The organism is Arcticibacterium sp. SM2516 (assembly GCF_057914865.1).
This window is the reverse complement of the sequence record NZ_CP195290.1, coordinates 3,305,335-3,326,655: the sequence shown is the minus strand read 5'-3', so window position 1 is coordinate 3,326,655 and position 21,321 is coordinate 3,305,335. Positions and strand designations below refer to the sequence as shown.

General features: G+C 37.2%; 19 protein-coding genes. 10 read left to right on the top strand and 9 right to left on the bottom strand.

What is annotated here, in order from left to right; all coding sequences use genetic code 11:
* Positions 1 to 210: 210 nt before the first annotated feature.
* The gene (locus ACSBFT_RS13820; protein WP_489601068.1) at positions 211 to 1,608 is read left to right on the top strand and encodes a DUF5689 domain-containing protein; all 1,398 of its coding nucleotides are present in this window, start codon (positions 211 to 213) and stop codon (positions 1,606 to 1,608) included.
* 137 nt (positions 1,609 to 1,745) lie between these two features.
* Here the strand turns inward: ACSBFT_RS13820 and aspS are convergent, their stop codons facing one another.
* Positions 1,746 to 3,491, bottom strand: a complete 1,746-nt coding sequence (gene aspS / locus ACSBFT_RS13815) for an aspartate--tRNA ligase (protein WP_489601067.1) — start codon at positions 3,489 to 3,491, stop codon at positions 1,746 to 1,748.
* A gap of 91 nt (positions 3,492 to 3,582) precedes the next feature.
* A complete protein-coding gene (locus ACSBFT_RS13810) occupies positions 3,583 to 4,320 on the bottom strand; it encodes a lysophospholipid acyltransferase family protein (protein WP_489601066.1) in 738 nt (245 codons plus the stop codon).
* A gap of 190 nt (positions 4,321 to 4,510) precedes the next feature.
* Here ACSBFT_RS13810 and ACSBFT_RS13805 point away from each other — a divergent pair, with 190 nt between their 5' ends.
* The 3 genes from ACSBFT_RS13805 to ACSBFT_RS13795 all read left to right on the top strand — a co-directional run bounded on the left by ACSBFT_RS13805 (position 4,511) and on the right by ACSBFT_RS13795 (position 7,067).
* Positions 4,511 to 5,491 carry an acyl-ACP desaturase gene (locus ACSBFT_RS13805; RefSeq protein WP_463047656.1) on the top strand — a complete coding sequence of 327 codons (981 nt, stop codon included), beginning with the start codon at positions 4,511 to 4,513 and terminating at the stop codon, positions 5,489 to 5,491.
* An 83-nt stretch (positions 5,492 to 5,574) separates the two neighbouring features.
* Positions 5,575 to 6,699, top strand: a complete 1,125-nt coding sequence (locus tag ACSBFT_RS13800) for a hypothetical protein (protein ID WP_489601065.1) — start codon at positions 5,575 to 5,577, stop codon at positions 6,697 to 6,699.
* Positions 6,699 to 7,067, top strand: a complete 369-nt coding sequence (locus tag ACSBFT_RS13795) for a VanZ family protein (RefSeq protein WP_489601064.1) — start codon at positions 6,699 to 6,701, stop codon at positions 7,065 to 7,067. The genes ACSBFT_RS13800 and ACSBFT_RS13795 overlap by 1 nt, the downstream gene beginning before the upstream one ends.
* A gap of 28 nt (positions 7,068 to 7,095) precedes the next feature.
* On the opposite strand, the gene ACSBFT_RS13790 is transcribed toward ACSBFT_RS13795, so the two are convergent.
* The 5 genes from ACSBFT_RS13790 to ACSBFT_RS13770 form a co-directional block, all read right to left on the bottom strand.
* Positions 7,096 to 8,289, bottom strand: a complete 1,194-nt coding sequence (locus tag ACSBFT_RS13790; RefSeq protein WP_463047653.1) for a redoxin family protein — start codon at positions 8,287 to 8,289, stop codon at positions 7,096 to 7,098.
* Between the two features lie 270 nt (positions 8,290 to 8,559).
* Positions 8,560 to 9,408 (bottom strand): pirin family protein, encoded by an 849-nt coding sequence (locus ACSBFT_RS13785; RefSeq protein WP_489601063.1) that lies wholly within the window; start codon positions 9,406 to 9,408, stop codon positions 8,560 to 8,562.
* A gap of 52 nt (positions 9,409 to 9,460) precedes the next feature.
* Complete coding sequence (locus ACSBFT_RS13780) at positions 9,461 to 10,177, bottom strand: pirin family protein (protein ID WP_489601062.1); 717 nt, start codon at positions 10,175 to 10,177, stop codon at positions 9,461 to 9,463.
* 56 nt (positions 10,178 to 10,233) lie between these two features.
* On the bottom strand, positions 10,234 to 12,282 hold the full coding sequence (locus ACSBFT_RS13775) for a TonB-dependent receptor (protein ID WP_489601061.1): 2,049 nt from the start codon (positions 12,280 to 12,282) through the stop codon (positions 10,234 to 10,236).
* Between the two features lie 178 nt (positions 12,283 to 12,460).
* Complete coding sequence (locus tag ACSBFT_RS13770) at positions 12,461 to 14,116, bottom strand: glutamine--tRNA ligase/YqeY domain fusion protein (RefSeq protein ID WP_463047649.1); 1,656 nt, start codon at positions 14,114 to 14,116, stop codon at positions 12,461 to 12,463.
* Positions 14,117 to 14,261: 145 nt separating this feature from the next.
* Here ACSBFT_RS13770 and ACSBFT_RS13765 point away from each other — a divergent pair, with 145 nt between their 5' ends.
* Together ACSBFT_RS13765 and ACSBFT_RS13760 are read left to right on the top strand one after the other, a co-directional pair.
* Positions 14,262 to 14,873: an IMPACT family protein gene (locus tag ACSBFT_RS13765; RefSeq protein ID WP_463047648.1), complete on the top strand. Its 612-nt coding sequence runs from the start codon at positions 14,262 to 14,264 to the stop codon at positions 14,871 to 14,873.
* A gap of 77 nt (positions 14,874 to 14,950) precedes the next feature.
* Entirely contained in the window at positions 14,951 to 15,478 is a 528-nt protein-coding gene (locus tag ACSBFT_RS13760; protein WP_489601060.1) for a hypothetical protein, read from the top strand.
* 71 nt (positions 15,479 to 15,549) lie between these two features.
* Here ACSBFT_RS13760 and ACSBFT_RS13755 read toward each other — a convergent pair whose 3' ends face one another.
* Positions 15,550 to 17,853 carry an acyl-CoA dehydrogenase family protein gene (locus ACSBFT_RS13755; protein WP_489601059.1) on the bottom strand — a complete coding sequence of 768 codons (2,304 nt, stop codon included), beginning with the start codon at positions 17,851 to 17,853 and terminating at the stop codon, positions 15,550 to 15,552.
* A 568-nt stretch (positions 17,854 to 18,421) separates the two neighbouring features.
* Between ACSBFT_RS13755 and gldD the strand changes: the two genes are divergently transcribed.
* The 4 genes from gldD to ACSBFT_RS13735 are packed head-to-tail and all read left to right on the top strand — an operon-like array spanning position 18,422 to position 20,763.
* Positions 18,422 to 19,012 (top strand): gliding motility lipoprotein GldD, encoded by a 591-nt coding sequence (gene gldD, locus ACSBFT_RS13750; RefSeq protein ID WP_489601058.1) that lies wholly within the window; start codon positions 18,422 to 18,424, stop codon positions 19,010 to 19,012.
* A complete protein-coding gene (locus tag ACSBFT_RS13745; protein WP_463047644.1) occupies positions 19,009 to 19,245 on the top strand; it encodes a putative signal transducing protein in 237 nt (78 codons plus the stop codon). Before gldD ends, ACSBFT_RS13745 begins: the two co-directional genes overlap by 4 nt.
* Positions 19,232 to 20,059 carry a phosphatidate cytidylyltransferase gene (locus tag ACSBFT_RS13740; protein WP_489601057.1) on the top strand — a complete coding sequence of 276 codons (828 nt, stop codon included), beginning with the start codon at positions 19,232 to 19,234 and terminating at the stop codon, positions 20,057 to 20,059. The genes ACSBFT_RS13745 and ACSBFT_RS13740 overlap by 14 nt, the downstream gene beginning before the upstream one ends.
* Complete coding sequence (locus ACSBFT_RS13735; RefSeq protein WP_463047643.1) at positions 20,059 to 20,763, top strand: carboxypeptidase-like regulatory domain-containing protein; 705 nt, start codon at positions 20,059 to 20,061, stop codon at positions 20,761 to 20,763. Before ACSBFT_RS13740 ends, ACSBFT_RS13735 begins: the two co-directional genes overlap by 1 nt.
* Positions 20,764 to 20,804: 41 nt before the next feature.
* Here the strand turns inward: ACSBFT_RS13735 and ACSBFT_RS13730 are convergent, their stop codons facing one another.
* Positions 20,805 to 21,320, bottom strand: a complete 516-nt coding sequence (locus ACSBFT_RS13730) for a gamma carbonic anhydrase family protein (RefSeq protein WP_463047642.1) — start codon at positions 21,318 to 21,320, stop codon at positions 20,805 to 20,807.
* Between the last annotated feature and the right edge of the window lies 1 nt (position 21,321).

Here is a 21,321-nt window from a genome sequence, read left to right as displayed (position 1 = left end):
AAATATATTCCGCCATGCGGGTTTCTTATTTCAATAAGGTTTCGTAATTCTTTAATATTTCTCTTTAGCAATCAATGTAAAATTCTAACTATAAGTGTATACAGCTTAAATTTTGCCATAAAATAAAACAATTTTTGGATAAATAATTTGAGAAAAAAACTGACGTTAAATCTGTCAAAATTATCTCATTTTATATTTTAAAATTGAATTATGAAAATTACTTATTTAAGCTATGCATTGTTATTAGTCGGTTTATTAACCCAATGTTCAAAAAGTGAATTAAGTCCAGGGAATGAACATCAGGAACCTTTAGAAGTCAGCTTCCTGGGTGAAAGCCTCCAGTCTAGCAATGATTCTATTTCTGTTTCGGTTCATATTAGTCAGGTGGCTGCTAATCATGGGAGCATTTATGTTTCCTTAAGGGGCGATGTTGTTTATGAGGAAGATTTTATTACCATTCCTGCTATGATAGATGGATTTATGAAGATTGAATTACTTTCTGGTACCAAAACCTCAGAAATGAAGATTGTTCGACTTAAAAACCATGAATCTACTAAGAGTATACAATTAGAACTTTCAAACCCGAGTACGGGATTTAAACTTGGTGAAATCGCAGTTTCCAATCTGAAGATACATCATGCTGTAACGACCAAAAATCAGGTCAATTTCGAAAGAGCCGAGACTCAGCTATTCGATAACCAGTCTGAGGGTGTTGATGTCGAATTGGATCTGGTTCATAAAACCAGTAAAACGGAGCATATGTCTATAGCGATTGTTAACTCAGAGGATTTTAAGTACGGGACGCATTTTTTAACATCACCGGCTGCTGTTTTAAACGAACTAAGTCTTGTTATTGACCCAGGTGTTAATAAAATTTCGTTCAAAATAATTCCAATGGTAGGCAAAGTTGCGGTAGGCACCAAGGAAATTAGATTTAATATAAATGCAGTAAGCGACTTGGAAAAAGGTATTCTTTCTGAGACTGTTGTGAAAATTTTTGATGGAGATTTTCAGCCCGCTACATTTGGATTAGTTTCAGATTTAAGGTCAAGCTTTTCCACCCATGAAGGGGAGTGGTGGGTTTCAGATGACTATTATATTCAGGGTGTAGTATCTTCAGCAGGAAATACCTTTAATAATAAATCATATTATATTCAAGACGGTACTGGTGGCGTACTCTTTCAGTTTTCTACTCCACAAAAGTTAGTTTTAGGTGATAAAGTAAGAGTCAATTTAAAAGGTAGTACTGGATTAATAATAAACGGACAGAAAGCTTTTAAAGATGTTCTTGGTATACTGGGTAAAAAGCAGGCTGAAAATCAATTTGTAGCTCCTGAAGTAATTACCCTAGAACAATTAAAAACTGGAGCATTTGAAGGAAGACGTGTACGGATAAATAATGTTAAATTTCCGTTAGGCAATGGGGTCAGAACTTTTGCTGGAAATCAGGCCATTACATCAGGTTCTGTTAATGGCATAGTTACCACACATGCGGGGGCTTCCTTTAATAATGTAAAACTACCGGAAGGTACCGTGTCCATCATTGGAATTGTTGGTGACAATGGCCATATTCTTCCGCAGGATATTCAGAGCGACATTATACTGTAAAGAACTGTTGAGTGCGTTATTCGACATAAAAAGAGGCTATCTCCAAAGTTATGGGATAGCCTCTTTTTGCTTGGACTCCTGCCTGCAAAAGATATGAAATTTCAAAGCTTGTGTTAGGCTTATGTCTTAGTCCTTTTTTACTTTACTGAAATAGCTAGTTCTTTTAGCTGAATTTCTGAAATTGCCGACGGAGAATCAATCATGACGTCTCTACCGCTATTATTTTTAGGGAACGCTATGAAATCTCTGATAGAATCTACACCGCCGAAAAGCGAACAAAGTCTGTCAAAACCAAAGGCTATTCCAGCATGTGGAGGTGCTCCGTATTCAAAGGCACTCATTAAGAAACCAAATTGGTTTTCTGCTTCCTCTGGAGTGAAACCTAGCAGGTCAAACATCCTTTGCTGAAGTGGTTTCTCAAATATTCTAACTGAACCACCACCTACTTCTGTGCCGTTTATAACCATGTCATATGCATTAGCACGTACAGCACCAGGGTCAGAGTTTATTAAATCCATGTCCTCAGGTTTTGGACTGGTAAACGGATGGTGCATGGCATGCCATCTGTTAGACTCCTCATCAAATTCCAATAATGGGAAATCTAAAACCCATAGTACAGAGAATTTACTAGGGTCGCGTAGTCCCAGTCTTTCACCCATTTCTAAACGAAGATCGTTCAATTGCTTTCTTACGGTATTAGTGTCTCCAGAAAGCATTAAAATCATATCACCAGGTTTGGCGTCAAATTTCTCTAAAATGGCTTTCTTGTCGTCCTCAGAATAGAATTTATCTGCAGAAGATTTCATAGTACCGTCTGCATTATATTTTAAGTAAACTAAACCTTTAGCACCTACTTGAGGTCTTTTTACCCATTCTGTTAATTGGTCAATCTCCTTTCTGGTATATTCTGCACATCCTGCTGCATTAATTCCAACTACTAATTCAGCGGCATCGAAAATTCCGAAACCTTTGTTTTGAACGAGGTCGTTTAGTTCTACAAACTTCATTTCAAAACGCGTATCTGGTTTATCCGAACCATAGTATTTCATGGCGTCTGCATAATCCATGCGTGGCACTTCTGCCAAATCTATATCCTTAACTATTTTGAAAAGGTGACGAATCAAACCTTCGAACATATTCAAGATATCTTCTTGCTCCACAAAAGACATTTCGCAGTCTATTTGTGTAAACTCAGGCTGCCTGTCGGCTCTTAAGTCTTCGTCTCTAAAACATTTAACTATTTGATAGTAACGGTCAAAGCCCGAAACCATCAGAAGCTGTTTGAAGGTTTGAGGAGACTGTGGCAAAGCGTAAAACTCGCCTTGGTTCATTCTACTTGGTACCACAAAATCGCGAGCACCCTCAGGCGTTGATTTTATTAAAACAGGCGTTTCCACCTCTATAAAGTCTTTATTGTCGAGGAAACTACGTGTAGCACTTCCTATTTTATGACGCAGTCTAAGTTTTTCTCTTACCGGATTTCTTCTTAAATCTAGGTAACGGTATTTCATTCTTAGCTCGTCACCGCCGTCAGTCTTGTCTTCAATTAAAAATGGAGGAAGTTTAGCAGGGTTTAAAACCTTGAAGTCTTCTACCAACAGTTCAATTTCGCCTGTAGGGATATTGTCGTTTTTAGACTCTCTCTCCTTTACCGATCCTGTTATTTGTAAAACATACTCTCTTCCTACACCGCGGATACTATCTAAAATGGTTTGAGGGGTTACACCTTCCTCCACTATAAGTTGTGTAATGCCGTATCTGTCTCTTAAATCTACCCACATCATGCCACCTTTATCTCTGGTTTTTTGTACCCAGCCACAAAGCGTAACTTTTTCGTTGACATTTGAGATTCTTAACTCACCACAAGTATGCGTTCTTAACATTAGTCTGATATAAAATTTAGGGTTGCAAAATTAAGGAATTGAGCATAGAGGGACTATCAATTTTATACAAATTGTAAAATTGTAATCTTATTTAAGAGGATAGAAGACTCATTTCTATTTGGCTTTTGGCATCTGCCAATATTTCTTCGGCCGTAAGTTCATCAGGTTCAATAGGCCTTAAAGACGTATATGAAATAGGGGTAAAGGAAGTTAGAGGAAATACACCCGTCGGGTTGAAAACTCCTGTACCTTTTACCGCTATCGGAACAACTAAGGCGTTTGGGCATCTTTTCAATAAAACGGCCACACCGCCAACTTGAAAATCTTTGGGCTTGCCAGTTTTGGAGCGAGTACCTTCTGGGAAAATAGCCGCCGATAAATTATTTTCATGTATATATTTACCCAGCTTCGCAATTTCAATAACTGCTCTTTTGCCATCTTTACGGTCGATTAAAGCGGCTTTACCCACCCTTAAATTATAGGAAATGCTTGGAATACCTTTGGCCAATTCTTTTTTGGAAACAAAAAGTGGAGTATGCTGACGCCAAAACCAAATAATTCCAGGAATGTCAAACATGCTTTGATGATTAGCAATGAAAATGATAGGTCTATCTGTAGGTAGCGGATGGCTTTTGTGTGCTTTAGCTATGGAGCCCGTTAAAAACCAACCCTTTACAATAAAGAAGTTAAGCCAGTTAACCGATTTTTGATGAGCTTTAGCTCCAAAAACGTTGAAACAGAACCATTGTATGCCATGGAAAATAATGAGTATTATGGCGAAATAGGCCATGTAAACAACGCTCAAAATGTAATCCAGTACTTTTTTCATAGACATTTAGAATTGAAAGCAAAGATAATTCTTTGACCTGATTTATATCATGATACGACTCATCTATTATTACGTATCTTTGTATGATAATTGGATATAGCTGTTTAAAGCTTTTTTTAGGGCTATAACAATCATTTGAAGAATTTTCATTAACTTATTAATGTTAATTATATAACAAAAGACAAAATTTATGAAATTACCTGCTTCACGTATTGAAGTAATGAATTTTATAGGTCAGAAAATGGACGATATTATTGGTCAATTTCTGAAGCCTATTGATTCAAACTGGCAACCTTCAGATTTTTTACCAGAATCTGACTCGGAGGACTTTTTGACAGATATCAAACTTTTACAAGAAGAATGCAAAGAGCTCCCGTATGATTACATGGCTGTTCTAATAGGAGATACCATCACAGAAGAAGCCTTACCTACATATGAAGCGTGGCTTATGGGTTTAGACGGAGTAGATTCTGTAAACGACCCTCAGGGCTGGGCCAAATGGGTGAGATGGTGGACTGCCGAAGAGAATAGACACGGAGATTTGCTAAATAAGTATTTGTATCTCTCTGGAAGGGTGAACATGAAACAAATGGAAACCTCAACGCAGTATTTGATAGCCGATGGTTATGATATTGGCACGGGTGCAGACCCTTATAAGAACTTTATTTATACATCTTTTCAGGAATTAGCAACCAATATTTCTCATAGAAGAACAGCCTCTCTTTCTAAGCAATATGGCAACAAGACACTTTCTAAAATGTGTGGTGTAATAGCCGCGGATGAGTTGCGTCATTATAGAGCTTATAAATCTTTTGTTGGAAAAATATTTGAAATTGACCCGTCAGAAATGATGATTGCTTTTGAAGATATGATGCGTAAGAAAATAGTTATGCCTGCTCATTTTCTTAGAGAATCTGGTGTGAAAATGGGAGACACTTTTGCTCACTTTTCTGATGCGGCTCAGCGTTTAGGCGTTTATACTACAATGGACTATATTGAGATTATGGAAGGTTTGATAGAGGACTGGAAAATTGAGAATATTACCAATATCTCTGAGCAAGCTGAGAGAGCTAGAGACTATATAGTTAAGCTGCCAGTTAGGTTAAGACGTTTGGCGGAAAGAAGTAAAGTACCTGAACTAGAGTACGAGTTTAGCTGGATAAGCAGATAAGCATTGTTTAGAGATTATTTTGAAAGTAGCGTTTAACGACGCTACTTTTTTTATGCCTTATATTTACATACTAAATTACCACTATGAACAAATTATTCTTTGTAGCTCTATTAGTACTAACAGGTTTAAAGTCTTTTAGTCAAAATTGGAATAAGGTGGATAGTCCTACACCAAATGCTAATGTGACCGATACGGTTTGGAGAAGTGGCTCTGTCCTTGTTTCGGATTATTATAAAAACCCAGCCAATAATAAGTTTGGTGTGGTGGTGAAATATGACAGCACAAATAACAGAGGTGCTTTTATATCTTTAAATGAGCCTGATGATTACTTTAATGAAGATGGCGATAGTACACGCGTAGGTTTAGTTCTTGCTACAGGTGGAAATCATGCTGCTTTAGTAGCAAATAATTATGCAAACTTCCATGGGTCTGTGGCAAATACCGATGTGCATAACAGTACTTCTGAGTTTAATTACTTCAGAGGCTTTCGTGAAGCTTATGGTTTCAGAGACGGTGGAGCTATGGCGAGGGCGGCCACGCTAAGACTTTCTGGATCGTTTGGAAACAATGGTAGAGCTTATTCTAATGATCAGTATGACCTTTTAAATCTTCGTTTCTTTACCGCTAATACACCAGGAAATTTGGCAAGTATCTCTAATTTCTATGCGGTCAGAATGGAAGACTTTAGAGGGGTTAATGTAGGTATGATAGAGAAAGGGTGGGGTATTTATATGAAACCGAAAGTGCTGAATAATTATTTTGGTGGTAAAGTGGGGATTGGTACGGATATGCCAACGACTGCATTAAGTGTGGTGGCAGACACTTTGGATCCCATTAGTCTCTCAGGACTTAAGGCAGATACTGCTAGGAGTGATATTGCTTTACTCAGTATTAACGCTGCTGGTGTGGTACATTCTAAGTCCTTACAGTCTTTAAATGAAAGTTTTGTTCAAGTGACGTCTGATACCACGCTTTCTGCTGGAACTTTCTTATACATTCATAAAGGCGGAAACGCGACTTACACGCTTCCATTGGCGAGCAGTAGGGTAGGTAAAACTTGGAAAATTGTGAATATAGGTAGCGGTATTATTACTTTTACATCGTCATTTTTTGAAGGAAGTGAAATGCGAAATACCCTGACAAATAAGGCTGGATTTTATAGTATTGAATTATTCTCTGACGGTGAAAATTATATAGCGATAAAGTAATGAATAGATTTTTAGGATTTTTGAATAAGCCCTATTTGGCACTCCTTTACACTTTGTTTATTCTTTTTCTTTGTGTTTTACCTAGTGAGGATCTACCAGGGGGAGATGTGGACGACAAGCTGGCCCACTTTTTGGCATTTGCTGGCATCTCTTTTTTGTGGCTATGGGTGTATGAACGTTATGTTTTGGTTATACTACTCTCTGCTTTTTTTGGATTGGTCATTGAGTTTATTCAGGGTGCTTTACCAGAAACCTTCCACAGGTCATACGATCTTTTAGACGCCAGAGCAGATGCTTTTGGCGTTGTAATTGGAGCACTATTATATTTTTTATTGCATAAAATATTGGACATAAAAAAAGGGAGCTAGGCTCCCTTTTAAAACTTCTATTTTGGTTTTATTTGCCTTCTACCCATTCCACCATTTCATTGTAAACGGCGTCTGAAGAACCTAAGTAACCTGTGCTTTTATGTTTTATTTTGCCTTCTCCATCTATACAGAATTTAGCAGGAATACCTTCTACACCATAAGCTAATGCGGTGTTATTGCCAATGTCTAAAGTTGGATTCAGGTATTGATACCCTCTTTTGTCCACAAAGTTTTGGACGTGTCCTTTCCATTGTTCTTCTGCCACTCTTTCGAAAGTATTGATAAACAAGAATTCTACATTGGGATTAGTGGCGAACTTCTCTTTAGCTCGTTTCATTCCAGGGAAAGAGCTAATGCAAGGCCCACACCATGTAGCCCAAAAGTCAATTATGACAGTTTTACCTCTCATTTCTGATAATTTCACTTTCTCACCTTTTAGATTTACTAAATCAAAATCTGGAGCAGGAGAACCTTCAATTCCAGCAGACTGCCTATCCATGGTTTGAACAAAAAGGTCTGCGAAATAATGTGTTTTGCCTTCCGTCTTTATCTTTTCTTTTAGCTCGTTTAGAAATTGCCCATCAAGCTCTGGAGTTAAAAAGTTATTGGCAGCTATAATTCCGCTAAGCGATGTTCCGAGTGCTGCTATCATAGGTTTAATAGTCTCCCTGTTATTATTAAGAGCCATTTGGAATTGGCCTCTTAAAGCTTCTTGCTCTTTAGCGTTCTTAGCATTTTGAAAATCGGTTTCTAAGGATTGACGTAGTTTTCCGAAATTCTGAACCTCGGTCATTATTTTATTGAAAGTTTCAATATTTGGAGACCCTGTTACAGTGTATTCAGGCATTTTGTCTGGTGATGCCATGCCATCTGCCGTTATTTCTAAGGTTTCTCCACCGTCAAGAATTAAACCTATTACTTGCTGCCCTTCCATATTTATCTGGTAGATGCCGGGTTCAGGAATAGTGGTGTTAAAACTAAATTTTAAATCTGGGCTAATGCTAGATGAATCTACTTTAGTAGGAATATTTCTTTCATTCATTCTTTCCAGATATACCTTGTCTACCAAATTACTTTTTATAGTACCGTTGATTATCAAAGGGAGGGATTCACTCTTTTTTGTCTCATTCGCATTATTTTGAGAATTACAAGAAAGGCTAACGAAGGCTAGAAAGAAAAAGGTGCCCGAAAAGAACTTAAGATGATGCTTTTTTATGGTCATTGTTTGCAAAGATCGTTGAGAATAAATAACGTATAATTTATGGATACGTTCCAAAGGTAATATTTTCAATTTAATAAAAATGTGACTATAATGTTAAACGCCAACTTGAAATTTAGATTTTAAATTTTTCGATAAATATTTTACGTCTGTAGTTGATGGAGTGGCACTCTTAAAACTAGGAAGCAGGATTTCTGTAAAAATTACCATTTATAAAAGTTGGTCATTGATTTATTAAAAAAATAACCAGTTTCAACTTAAATAAAATAGGTATTACATGATTCCCATCTTGCCCATTTGATAATCCCGCATAGCTTGAAGTATTTCGGTAGTGCTGTTCATTACAAAAGGTCCTTGGCTCACCACGGGTTCTTTAAGGGGTTGTCCTAAGCCTATAATAAAACGGCTGCTTTCTTGAGTTTCCACTTCAATGGAACCGGCTTCATTTCCAAATTCTATCAATTGATGGCCAATGGCCAACTTCCCATTGACAATAAGCTCTCCATCTAATACGTAGAAAAGGATATTACTTCCTTCTGGAATATCATAAGTGGTTTTACCCCCTTTCTCCGCAGTGATATTCATAATGGTTAAATCGGTTATGCTTTTGGCTATTCCAGATACTCCAGAGATTTCTCCAGAAATGATTTGAGTACTTACTTTTCCATCTTTGGAGTTTAACACAGGAATGTTCTCTTTTTGAAACCCTTGATAGTTTGGAGCAATCATCTTCAGTTTACTCGGAAGGTTCATCCAAAGCTGTATGATTTCCATTTTCCCACCCTCCTCTCGCATTTTAGCGGGAATGTTTTCTGAATGAACAATTCCTCTTCCAGCGGTCATCCATTGTATTCCACCAGGATTAATTTCAGAATTGAAACCTTGGCTATCGGCATGTTCTATAGAGCCTTCGTAAATAATAGTCAAAGTCTCAAAACCTCTATGCGGATGAGGTCCAAACGGCAAGCCTTGGTTGAATGCTTCGAAATTATGCGGACCATGATGATGTACCAATAAAAATGGGTCAATATCTGCAAACTCATTATTTGGCAGTGGCTGATACATATAATGTTCGCCGATTTTTTGACGCCCTGTGCTTACGATTCTTTTTATTTCTTTCATTGCAAAACACCGTTACCTTAATTTAAAAAATGAGTAAACAGTGTGTTAAATTTTAAAACTTCATTGGAACTTCTATAGCCAAAATTTTACTGTCTGTATGGGCTTTTATCTGAGATGTTTCAAACTCCCAGACACCTAAAGCGTCTCTTTTTTCAAGATTTTGATTCACTATATTGACAGAGCCTTCCAAGAGAAAGAAGTAGGTACCGTTTCCTTTATGATTAATGGAATAGGGAATTGTTTCTCCCGCCTTTATTTCGGCTAAAGAAAACCAAGCATCTTGATTTATTTTAACGCCAGAGTCATCCGTATTTGATGGAGATACAACTTTCTGGAATTTATTTTGTCTGTCTTCTAAATTGAAGAATTGTTGATCATAATTGGGCTTTATACCTTGCTCTTTGGGAAATACCCATATCTGAAGAAACTTGACAGGCTCATGACTGTTCTTGTTTTTTTCAGAATGTTCCACACCTGCACCAGCAGACATTATTTGGACTTCTCCTGTTTTTATAACCGCTTTATTGCCAATACTATCCTGATGCTCAAGTTCTCCCTCTAATGGAATAGAAACTATCTCCATATTATTATGTGGGTGTTTTGAGAATCCCATACCACCAGAAACATTATCATCATTTAGGACTCTTAATGCCCCAAAATGCATCCTTTCTGGGTTATGGTAGCCACCAAAACTAAAACTGTGATAAGAGTTTAACCAACCATGATTGGCTTGACCTCTACTTTCTGAAGAATGATATATGCTTTTCATTATTTATATTTAAATGTATTTAATGTTATAACATATATATCTAAATTTAGTTCACTTTAGAAACTAAAACCTATGGAGACTCCTCCATTCCAATTTCTTTTTGGTGATGGATTGAAATATCTGCTTCCAAAAGCATTAATGTCGTTTCCTAGACTGTAATCTTGGTTGAGTAGGTTTTCTCCTCCTGCATACACTTTAACTAGAAAGGCATTCAAGTTTTTCTTCCAACCGATTCTACTATTCAATAAGTAATAGGACTCAGAGAAAACGGTGTTTGCATTATTGAGTGGTATTTCATCTGTGAAGTTTAGATTGTTATTCCAGAAAATACCATTTGAAAGAACATAGTCAATGGAAATGTTAAAGGTCTTCTTAGGAACTGATGGGATAAGATTTCCATCAAAAACATCTTCTTGGTCTGTAAATTCTAGATACTCATAATTTTTAAGATCGGCAGATACTAAAAAGTTGAGCTTAGAAGCATTTGTAAAGGTCTTATGATATTGAACCAAAAATTCTAAACCTCTTTGGCTGGCCTTGCCAGCATTACTAAAAATATCTTCGTCGTCAATACTTCCTCTTACTATGGCGTCATTCATTAATAAAGTATAGGCATTGGCTTCATAGGAAAAACCAGCTCTTTGTCCCTTAAACCCTATTTCGTAATTGGTGCCAGACTCTGCGTTTAGTCTTGCGATATTAGCCAATGGGTGAAATATTGTAACGAATTCTTGAACGGTAGGAGGAGAGAAACCTCTACTGATGCTCCCGAAAACTGATAATGCTGGGTTAAATGATTTCAGAAGAGAAAGTCTTGGCATTATCGGTACGCCAGAAGATTCACTTTTAACTGTTAGACCACCTTCTCTTTCATAATTATAAGTTTGTTTGTTCAGGCTTAAACCTGCGGTAATGAAAATATTAGAAGGTAGTATTGTTTCAATTTGAGCAAATATGGAACTTTGGAATGCACCTACCTTTTCTTTGAACTGAACATTTCCTGTTACACCGCCTTCGTTATCGTAAACATCAAAATCTGAATCTGTTTTTTGATATTCAAAACCAACAACAGCTTTGGCCTTTACCGAGTTTTCTGAAAGGATAATGACATTCTTATTTCTAGCCCCTATAGATTTTTGTTTTCTTTTTTCAAAGTTGGTGATGAAAGGATTCTGTAGGTTGGTGCCGTTACCATATAAGGAAATAGTGGAGGTAAATCGCTCGGTAAATTTCATTTCCTGAGATAGTCCAATGGAGAATAGCTTCTGATAAATAGCTGCTTTTTGTTCTTGAGAGCTTGGTGTAAACTTGGTGGCAAGTCTAGCTGATTTTGGATTATCATTTTGTTGGTTTAAAGTAAGGCCACCAGGTGTCTGATAATATAGGTCTGCGTAAAAGCTATTTAGATGGACGGTGTATTTATCGGTAAGGAAAAGGCTGGTACGATAATTAAATACATCTCTCCTCATTTTGGAATGGTCTCTGTAACCATCTGTACCTGCGTGAGAGTATCCTAAATAGGTGTTGGCTTTTTCAGAAGCCGATGTAAAAGCCAGAGAACGGTTTTGTGTATTATAAGAACCAAAATGAGTGTTTAACTCTAGAGTATTTCTTTTCTTTTCTGTGGCTTTTGCCGATTTACCATCTAATAAAATAACGCCACCCATACCTGCTCCATAAATACTGGCTGAGGGTCCTTTAAGGATTTCCATACTGCCAAGAGCGTTTATATCTAAAAGGTTAAAATAGGAAACGCCATTGGCGTCGGTGAATGGAATTTCATTCCAATAAACTTTCACGTTTCTGACACCAAAAGGAGAGCGAACAGAGCTGCCACGAATAGAAATTCTATAACTGCCAGGCGAACGTTCTTCCATCTTGATACCCGGATAAAGGTTCATGATTGGCAAAATGCCATTATTGTCAAACCTTTCAATGTCTTTAGCAGCTATAACATGAACTGGAGCAGCTACTTCCGAAATATTTCTATGAGACTCAAAAGCATTGACAGTAACGGGAGAAAGGCTTTGGGTACTGTCTGCCTTGTCTTGGGCTATTGAAGCATTAAAAATTAGAAGTAAAAAACTTGATATGATAATTCTCATTAATGAAAGACTAAATAAGCGATGATTGAATGTTGTAAAACTAATGAAATTGATAAGGTGATGTTCTAAAGGACTTAACAAATGGCCATATTAAGAGATGTTCATTTGGTTTGAGAAGATAGCAAAAGAAAAGGCGTGCCGCTGGCACGCCTTTTAAAGAGAGAAATATATTTATTTTCTATTTCTTCCAGCTATCTCTCAAGCCTACCGTCTGATTAAAAACAAGTTTGTTGGAGCTGCTATCTTTATCTAGAACATAATAGCCTTTTCTAATAAACTGAAATTTATCTTCGAGAGTAGCTTCTGAAAGGCTAGGTTCACCATAGGCAGAAAGGACTTCTAAAGAATTTTCATTCAATAAATCCATAAAGTCGCCATCATAGGCATTTACATCCTCTTCTTTAAAAAGCCTATCATAAACTCGAAGTTCTAATGGAACGTTTTGGTTTTGACCAACCCACTGAATCACACCTTTGGTTTTTACGCCGGAAGTGTCTTCGCCACTTTTACTATTTTCTATCAGACTGCACTTTAATTCAATAACTTCTCCATGATGGTCTTTCACAAAATCATCACACTGAATAATGTAAGCACCTTTAAGTCTGACTACGCCACCTGGCTTAAGTCTGAAATATTTTTTAGGTGCATCTTCCATAAAATCATCTTTTTCAATAAAAATCTCTCTTTCAAACGGTACAATACGAGTGCCTCCGTTTTCGTCTTCTGGGTTATTTTCAACAACGCAATCTTCTATTTTACCTTCAGGGAAATTAGTGATGGTTACCTTAAGTGCCTCTGTTACCACCATTACTCTAGAAGAAATCTTATTTAAATGGTCTTTGACAAAGAACTCTAAAAGGCTGGCATCAATAAGATTGTCGCGTTTCGCAATTCCGATTCTGTCGCAAAAATCTCTAATCGATTTTGGCGTGTAACCTCTTCTTCTTAATCCAGAAATTGTTGGCATTCTTGGGTCATCCCAGCCGTTTACATGCTTTTCTTCTACCAGTTGCTTAAGCTTACGCTTACTCATAATGGCATATCCAAGATTCAAACGGGCAAACTCATATTGTTTTGAAGGAAATATTTCAAGTTTATCAATGAACCAATTATATAACTCTCTGTGTGGGACAAACTCTAGAGTACACACAGAATGTGTGATGTTCTCAATAGAATCTGATTGCCCATGAGCAAAATCGTACATAGGATAAATACACCATTTATCACCAGTTCTATGATGGTTGGCAAATTTGATGCGATAAATAACTGGGTCACGCATGAGCATGTTGGTGCTTGCCATGTCAACTTTAGCCCTAAGAGCTTTTGACCCTTCTTTATGTTTTCCCTGACGCATTTCACGGAAAAGCATCAAGTTTTCTTCTACACTTCTTTCTCTGTAAGGGCTATTTGTTCCAGGAACTGTTGGTGTACCTTTCTGAGTAGCCATTTCTTCAGAAGTGCTGTCGTCAACATAGGCAAGACCATTTTCAATGAGGCTTTCCGCGAATTCATAGAGCTTGTCAAAGTAATCTGAAGCATAAAATTCATTGGCCCAATTAAAGCCCAACCATTTTACGTCTTCTTTTATAGAATCTACGTATTCCGTATCTTCTGTAACGGGATTTGTATCGTCAAATCTTAGATTGGTTTGCCCTCCGTAACTCTCTGCTAAACCAAAATTTAAACAAATGGATTTGGCGTGACCTATGTGTAAGTAACCGTTAGGCTCTGGAGGAAATCTGGTTAAGATAGCCTCATGTTTGCCAGAGGACAAATCGTTTCCAACAATTTCCTCAATAAAGTTTAAGCTTTTTTCTTTTTCTTCGTTTGCCATTGTGATGTTCTCTCTTCTCGTGCTTTTCTACCTCTTTTTCTATGTCAGACAATGGAAAAGTTAAACGAGCTTATGTATCTCCTTAATTTTAAAACCTAAATTTGGCTTTGTAAGGCGGCAAAATTACTTAAGATTTCCTTAAACAATGTCTATTTCGGATACCTATTTTACGATTTCTAAACCATCGGCAAGTTTATTTAAAGATAAGGGTAGCAAGTTCTTTGCTTTTGCCTTTCCTATAAACGACGAAGACGATGTTAAAAGGTGTCTGGAGGAAACCAAAAAGGCTCATCCAAAGGCTCGCCACCATTGTTTTGCTTATAGAATAGGTACGGACGACGACAATTTTAGATCATTTGACGATGGCGAACCTTCTGGCTCTGCTGGAAAACCCATATTAAATGTTTTACTTTCTCAGAATTTAAGAAACGTTTTGATAGTTGTGGTTAGGTATTTTGGTGGAACACTTTTGGGTGTTCCCGGACTTATCAATGCCTATAAAATGTCCAGCTTGGAATCTCTTCAAGAAACGGAACTGGAAGAAAGAACCATTAACGAAAACTTGATCATCTCTTTCCAAATTCAAAACATGAATGATGTGATGAGAATTATCAAGAAATATGATCTGACTATAATTTCTCAAGACTATACCGATAAATACATTTTAACCTTGGAAGTCAGATTAGGTTTATTAGAAGATGTAAAAGAGGCTGTTTTGGATTTAAGGTTTGTAGAATTGGAGTCTTCCGAGGATTAAGCTTAAAGTTTTGATTCGGGTACGATTATTGAACGGATTGAAGAAGGTTTCATCAAAACGCTTTAACCATATCTTCAATGAAAAATCTGCTTTTCTCCTTTCTAATAATTTTCACTTTCTCATGTTCAAAAGATACGGCTTCAGAAATAATACCTGAGAAAGAAGCAGGTCTAAATATTGTTGGGACATGGGAGTCGGATATTGTTTTTTCTGTTACGCAGAAACCAGGGAATGCGGTATTGAATTCTACACTCAATTCTCCAGATGGAAGTTTGGTAGTTTTTGATGCTGATGGGAATTTCACGATGACCAAGTTTTCAATAAGAGAATATGGTTTTGATTCCTTTAAGGCTGGAACCATTAAAGGAGTTTATGAGATTGAAGGAGACAAAGTAAAGTTAACCAGTAGTGCATCCGTGATAAATTACTTTACGGCCAAGATAACTAATGTAACCGTACTGGAGCTTGGACTAAGCAAAGAGCTGCTTTTACAAGCTTTAGAAGAAACTAAGGATAAGATTACGGCTGAAAGCTATAAAAAACAAAGTGATTTTATTTCCGTATATGCGTCTTATAAGCAAGAAGCAACATTCACTAAAAAATAAATAGGGTAGTCAAAAACTACCTGTTAGCATATAAGGTAACTTTTTAGTAATGTTTTTTGAGTTTAGGCTCCTCAATCGCTCACAATCTCTGCTCTCCTAAGTGCTTTAGGAATGCCAAAAGCGGCCACGTATTGCCCAGCCATGGGTCTTATCTTTCTGTATAGGCTGTTAAGGACTTTTCTTATGGCCTTTGATTTATCGCCGCTTAAGAAATCATTTTCCAGAAACCAGCCCTTATCTCTCGAAATGGCATCCAGGCTATAGGTTTTTAGCATAAGTTCTAAAGCTTCCTTTTCGCGGGAATCTTCCAATCTATCCAGCTTGTTTTTAAATTCTTTATACATGAAGTGCTCCACCTGAGCGGTAGCCAGCGAAACCATGTGCGTTTGTACCCTTAAGAAGACTTCTGATGGGTGGAGTTTCTTTTTTAGGAATTTTCTCATTCGATCTGAGAGACTAAAAAGCAATTTTTGTGCTCTAAATTCGAAAGCCGAATCTAAGAATTCATAACTTAGGATATGCTCAGAGTTGGTATTCCTTACCGTCAAAGGATTTAAATCGCTTACGGTGGTACTTACTCTTTTTAAGACATGTCTGGCCACGGCCATAAAACCTCCATCGTTAAATTCCTGCTTTAGTTCGGTTAACATGCCTTTGGCTACAAGTTGAAGAAGTACATGGTTATCTCCTTCAAAAGTTGTGAATATGTCTGTATCTGCCTTTAAGTCGGCAAATTCATTTTCGGTTAAATAGCCTTTTCCGCCACATGCTTCTCGGCACTCTTGAATGGTATCTGTGGCATGCCAGGATGCGTAACTTTTTAAGCCCGCTGCTAGGGATTCTACTTCTCTTTTGTCGGTGTTCTCATATTCTTCCACAAATTTGTCTCTAAGTGTGTCTAAAGCAAAACTGAGTGCATAGGACTTGGCTATTAAAGGAAATAAGCGTTTCTGATGGGTTGGGTAATCAAGAATTAGCGTTTCATTTGATTCATTGGAAGAATCAAATTGTCGCCGTTTTAGTGCATATTTTATAGCAATGTCCAATGATTTTTTTGCTGCTGTATTAGATGCTAATGCAACAGAAACTCTTCCGCCAACCAGTGCTCCAAGCATGGTGAAGAATCTCTTTGACTCTTTTTTGATGCTGCTTTTATAATGACCTTCTGAGTCAATTCCTCCGTATTTGTCTAAAAGGTTTTCAACAGGAACTTTAACGTTATCAAACCAAATCCTTCCATTGTCCACACCATTGAGCCCCATTTTATAACCATTGTCTTTTACCGTTATTCCTGGTAATTCATGATGATTCTGGTCTCTCAGTGGAACTATAATGGAATGGATACCTTGATTTACCCCGTTGACTAATAATTGGGCAAAAACCGTGGCTACTTTAGAATGCATGGCGTTACCAATATATTCTTTACCTGCCGAATGCGTAGGAGAGTGTATGGTAATGGTTTTGCTGTCATGGTTATATGTAGCTGTGGTTTCTAGATCTCTCACATTGCTTCCGTGTCCAGTTTCTGTCATGGCAAAACAGCCTGTTAGTTCTAAAGAACCTGTTTTTTGAAGGTACTTATCATGATGTTTTTTTGTGCCTAATTGAAGAACAGCCCCACCAAAGAGCCCGAACTGCACTCCAAATTTTATCAGTAAGCTGATATTTCCTAAAGCCATGGTTTCAAAAACGGCAGTGTTTGCTCCAGGCGAGTTCTCTCCACCGTATTCCGTCGGATAAGCAGAAGCACCAAAACCCTGACGGGCTAATTCTTTGCATTGCTCGAGAATGAGATTCCTGAGTTCATCCTTTTCTCTTAAAGCATAAGGAACCTCAAAGAAAGGATCCATGAGTAGCTTCTTTGTTTTGTTTTTATGTTCAGCGTACTTTCCATCTAATATCTCTTGGAGCTTGTTCACTTCAAAGTCGCCAAAATCATCAACAGGATAATTGCTTTCAGGCTGAATGGTATTATAAAAGGCTATTTGTGATAGCTGATTGTCGATGCCAAGTTCTTTTTCAAGCCTGACAATAGATTCTTTAACCTTGGGGGAATCCCAAATTAGTTCATCCTTAGCGTTGGATGCGTTTTTTGCTAAATTAATTCCTAATTGAACCAATGATATTTTATGATCGAGATCGGAGTTGGCAGCGTTCTCATGTATATCTGAAAGCCATTTTTTGAAAGTGTCTTCTGATGGTGGATTTTTTTGGTCTGTCCACAGAATTAGTTGTTCTTTATCTTCAGAGCTAAGGAAGTCCATACCATTAACAGTCTTCTTAATGATTTTCATTTCTGAAGGACTTAAAATGGAGTCTGACCAACCTACATAAAATAGTGGTAGAAGGCTGTTAATTCCTGGAGAGTAATTCATAGGATTGAGAATTGTTTCCTAAAGATAACGGGGCTATTTAGAAAACAATTATGACGCTGATGAAATCCTTTAATTCTTTATTTTCGAATTGTTTTCCTTTGTAGATCTCACATAACTCTGTATCAATAAGAAATTGTTCCGAGATAGAAATGGGTAAGGTCGTGAAATTTGGATGCATTTTTGACTTATATAGTCTCGAATTATTATGGGTTGTTTTGCTTATTATAGCAAAGTTTCCATGGCTTTGGAGTAAGGTATTTAGATCTTTAATGAAGACTTAGAGTATTTGTTTTTGATCCAGGGCATTATAACTTGGGGATGATTAATTCCGGTTTCAAGGTGTGTGACATTAGCGGAGAAAGGGCGATTTTTTGACACCAAAGGCGGGGCTTTGTTTTATTTTCCATGAATGGTTGTTTATAGAAGTATATATAAGTCGATTAGCTTTTTTAATTCTTAAGAAGCTTTATGTTTCCTCGTCCTATGAATTTGGAAAGCGTTTTTAAGTTGAAATGTCTATTATGCTACTTGAGTTTCGCTATCTTTGTAAATTCTAATAATGAGCTCAATGCCAAGAAATATTAAGATTATACCTTTTTTTGTGCTGATTATAGCGGTTATGGGCTGTGGTGGTACTTCTGACTATTTTCCGAAACCGAGGGGGTTTAATAGGCTTGATTTACCAAAACATGAGTATCAAGAACTAGCCGAAGAGCATCCATATTCTTTTGAGTATTCTAAAAGTGCCATTGTACAACCAGATACTTTTGGGCAGGCTGAACCACATTGGATAATTTTATATTATCCAGAATTAGAGACGAGAATACAATTGACGTATAAACCTTTAGGAGGAAACTTGAATAAGTTGTCCAAATTAATTGATGATGCTTATAAGTTGGCTGGCAAACATCATGTGAAGGCTGATTCTCAAGTAGAAAAGATATTAACTTTAGATTCTGGGAAAAAGGCCGTAATCATCGAATTGGAAGGTGAAGTACCGAGTCATTTTCAGTTTTATGTTTCCGACACTTCTCAGCATTATCTAAGAGGAGCTTTATATTTGATGGAGCCTACTTTAAACGATTCTTTAAGACCTTTGGTAGATTATTTAAAAGAAGATTGTATTCATCTTTTACAAACATTAAAATGGACTAAATGATACTTTCTACAGAATCGGCTAATTGGCAAATAGTTCATAAGACAAAGAATGCCATGCAGGCGGAATTGCTTAAGAATGAACTTGAAAATAATGAAATCAAGTGTTTTATTGTAAATAAGAAGGATACGATGTATCCTGTTTTTGGTGCTAATATTTTGTATACCCAATCTAAAGTAGCCGAAGTGGCTAAAGTAATAATTGACGTTTTTTTAAATAAGAATGAATCTGAGTAAATATTCTAACCTTACCCAACGCATCATTGCAGCACTAGTTGGGGTTACCCTTATTATCAGCGGAATATTTTATTCTGAATACAGTTTTTGGTTGGTGTTTCTGTTTTTATCAATCATGACACAGTATGAGTTTTATAAACTGGTGGGTTTAAATGGAAACATACCGCTGTCTATTTATGGAACTATTTGTGGTACCGTACTAAATACTTTAACCTTTTTTGTGGAGAAGGGAGACTGGCCGTTTAAATTTTATTATACCATTATACCATTATTGGCTATTACGTTTTTTATAAAATTATATAAACGTAAGGATCCTAAGCCATTTGAGAATTTAGGTTATACTTTTTTAGGGATAATTTATGTGGCGGTACCTTTTGCTCTGGTTAATGAGCTGGCCATGGAAGCACACCATTATAAGCCTCTTTTAGTTTTAGGAGTTTTAGTTATCCTTTGGGTCAACGATAGTGGTGCTTATTTCGTAGGTACTATGATGGGTAAGCGTAAATTGTTTGAAAGAATTTCTCCGAAAAAGACCTGGGAAGGGCTTTTTGGTGGGGCAATAAGCTCTTTGATTGTGGCGTTAATTTTTTCAAGGTATTACACTTCCCTAGAGCCTTGGCAATGGATGGTAGTGGCAGCAATTATTGTGATAACTGGCACCTTAGGAGATTTGGTAGAGTCGCTCTTTAAAAGAAGTATAGCTATCAAAGATTCTGGAAGCCTTATTCCAGGTCATGGAGGGTTTTTAGACCGGTTTGATGGTCTTTTGCTTTCCATGCCTTTTATTCTTACTTTTCTCAAAATATTCGCTTAATGCGTCAAAAGAAGATACTTTTTGTAATGTGTTTAATGGCTTTTCTGGCCGTTGGTAAAACTTATGCCCAAGGTGAAAAGAAGTTTGTCACCTTTAGTGGTTTTGTGATTGATGGAGATAACGACGAGCCGCTTCCAGGGGCTTATATCATCAATGAGAGGGCTGGTAGGGGTACTTTGACAAACGATAAGGGTTACTTCCTGTTGAACGTATTTCCTGGGGATAGTATCATTTTTAGTTACCTAGGTTTTAAGAAACAATATCATATAATTCCTTCCGATGTGAGTTTGTCTTATTCGGCAGTTGTGGAGCTAAGACAGGATGCCACTATGTTAAAAGAAGTTAAAGTTTATCCATTTAGCACAGAAGAGGAGTTTAAATTAGCCCTGATAGAAATGGAATTACCAAATTCTCGTGAGCGAGCTAATATGGAAGAGAACTTAAGTAGAGAAAACTTAGATAGGGCTTTTGCGATGCAAGGAATGAGTGCCGATGCCAATTATAGATATGCGATGAATCAACAGCTTATGCATATTCAAAGTAGAGGTACTATCACTACAAATCCTTTGACCAGTCCGTTTGCTTGGGCTAGTTTTATTAAGTCTATTAAAGACGGAACGTTTACCAATAAAGCTTGGAAAAAGGGTGATTATATTCCGAAATCGGAAGGATCACGAGATGCCATTATGCGTAGCAGCAATTAGTGGCGTATTAGAAATGATTTTGAGAGGTCACTAGCGAGTTTTTATTTCTTTCCGAACCAGCCTGCATAAGTGAGGTAGTTGTCTGCTGTTCGCATAAATACTTCTCCTGCTTTGTCCGAAACATCTTTAAGGTATTTGGCAGGGTTTCCAACCCAAATTTGACCCGAAGGAACTTTTGTATTTGAGGTAACCACTGCTCCAGCACCAATGATGGAGTTTTTGCCTATTACAGCTCCGTCCATGACGATAGCACCCATGCCTATTAAAACCTCTTCTTCTACTACGCATCCATGCAGTATGGCGTTATGTCCAATGCTTACATTGTCACCAACGATGGTTTTGGTTTTCTCATAGGTGCAGTGAATCACTACACCATCTTGTATATTAACTCTGTTTCCTATTCTAATGCTATTTACATCGCCTCTAAGCACAGCATTAAACCAAACTGTACAATCTTCACCCATTTGGGTATCGCCTACCACAGTGGCATTAGGGGCTAACCATGAAGAAGCTGGAACTGTAGGAGATATGCCTTTTACGGGAAGTAGTAGAGCCATT